We start from the raw sequence: 2,142 nt of genomic DNA, 5'->3' as shown, positions 1-2,142 counted from the left end.
TTCTGTATTGATCCAACAATGCTTTGTGCTGCAAATGGAGGAACTTTCATGTCCGGTCTGATGATGCGCCGTGCGGTGGCGGCGGTGAGTGGTGCCGCTCTCGCGGTGCTCGGTCTCGGGGTCGGTGTCGCGTCGGCGGCACCGGGCTCGGTGACCTGGGATGACGGGAGCGAGCGGATCACCCGCACGATCAGCGACGTCACCCCGGCCGCAGGCGACACCATCACCTCGAAGACCGTCTTCGACCGGACCGGCGGAGTCGTCGAGTACATCCAGCAGGTCAAGGACATTCATCCGCCGTGCCTGACCTATGTGGACGGCTCCGCGAAGGTCGACGGTTCCGGACAGGGGCTCGACAGCCAGGGCGCCGACTTCGCGAAGGTGTCCGGCAGCTGGGCGCTTTACCCGCACATCTCGCCGAACCTGCGGACCTTCGAGTTCTCGTACAAGGTGGGTGCCGACTGTGCCCGCGGTGTGCCGCTGATGACGACGGTGCACTACTCCGGGACGCTCGGCAGCGGCACCTATGACGGCAAGGGGCCGACGGTGTCGGTCCGCAAGAACGCCTCGACCACGACGCTGGCCCCGGTCTCGGGCGCCATTGTCGGCCAAGCAGTGCAGCTGACCGCGACCGTCGCGGGCGGCGCCGCGGGCAATGTCGTGGAGTTCTACGACGGTGCCGCCAAGATCGGCGAGGGGCCGCTCGTCGGCAGCGCAGTGACGGTCGGCTGGACACCGTCCACCGCCGGCGCGCACAACCTGTCCGCGAAGTTCCTGCCGACAGCCACGGCCGAGGGGTCGCAGTCGGCCCCCCAGTCGGTGACGGTGTCGACTCCCGACGCGGCGACCACGACGATGCTGACGGTGCCTGCGACGGCGAATGTGGGTGCTGCGGTTGAGTTGAAGGCGACGGTTGCTCCGGCTGCCGCTGCGGGCACGGTGCAGTTCAAGGATGGTGCCGCGAATATCGGTGGTCCGGTTGCGGTCAACGCTGGTGTCGCGACCTTGTCGCACAGCTTCGATGCTGCGGGTGCGAAGTCGATCACCGCTGTGTACTCCGGTGGTGCCGGGTTCACCGGTTCGACCTCGGCCGCGGCGACGGTGACGGTGTCCGTGCCCGATGAGGCGACGACGACCACCATCACGGTGCCTGCGACGGCGAATGTGGGTGCGGCTGTTGAGTTGAAGGCGACGGTCGCTCCGGCTGCCGCGGGTGGCACGGTGCAGTTCAAGGATGGTGCCGCGAACATCGGTGGTCCGGTCACGGTCAACGCCGGTGTCGCGACCTTGTCGCACACCTTTGATGCTGCGGGTGCGAAGTCGATCACCGCTGTCTATTCGGGTGGTGCCGGGTTCACCGGTTCGACCTCTCCCGCCGCGACGGTGACCGTGTCGGTTGCCGAGGTCGCGACCTCGACCCAGCTGACGGTGCCCGCGACGGCGTTCGTGGGTGCGCCTGCGGAGTTGAAGGCGACGGTCTCGCCCGCTCCCGCCGGTGGCACGGTGCAGTTCAAGAATGGTGATCTGGCGCTGGGTGCCCCGGTGAATGTGGTGGACGGTAAGGCGGTGCTGTCGCACACGTTCGCTGCTGCCGGTTCGCATGCGATTTCGGCGGTGTTCTCGGGTGCTCCCGGTTTCCTGGGTTCGACCTCTGCGGTGCAGTCGGTGTCGGTTCCGGTTCCCGATGTGGTGACCTCGATCGTGTTGACGGCGCCTGCGACTGCGGATCGTGGTGTCGTGGTGGAGTTCTCGGCGGTTGTGTCGCCGACGCCGACGGGTGGCACGGTGCAGTTCAAGGACGGTTCGACCCCGATCGGTGGTCCGGTGAATGTGGTCGACGGTAAGGCGAAGTTGTCGCACACCTTCGATTCGCCGGGTGCTCATTCGATCTCGGCGACGTACTCCGGGTTCGCGGGATTCTCGGGTGCGGGTTCTCAGGCGAGCACGGTGACGGTGGCCGGTGCCGGTGGGGACGGGTCGTTCGGTTCCAGCCAGTTCGGTTCCTGAATCTTCAGTTCTGTATTGATCCAACAATGCTTTGTGCTGCAAATGGAGGAACTTTCATGTCCGGTCTGATGATGCGCCGTGCGGTGGCGGCGGTGAGTGGTGCCGCTCTCGCGGTGCTCGGTCTCGGGGTCGGTG

General features: G+C 66.3%; 1 protein-coding gene. It reads left to right on the top strand.

Translation table 11 applies throughout. The annotated features are described in order from the left end of the window. Positions 1 to 48 precede the first annotated feature (48 nt). Complete coding sequence (locus tag FCG67_RS24825) at positions 49 to 2,007, top strand: Ig-like domain-containing protein (RefSeq protein ID WP_169310612.1); 1,959 nt, start codon at positions 49 to 51, stop codon at positions 2,005 to 2,007. The last annotated feature ends 135 nt before the right edge of the window (positions 2,008 to 2,142 follow it).

Origin of the sequence: Rhodococcus oryzae (genome assembly GCF_005049235.1) — a bacterium.
Taxonomy (GTDB): Bacteria; Actinomycetota; Actinomycetes; order Mycobacteriales; family Mycobacteriaceae; genus Rhodococcus_G; species Rhodococcus_G oryzae.
The sequence above is the reverse complement of the archived record's forward strand: the minus strand, read 5'-3'. Positions and strand labels throughout refer to the sequence as shown.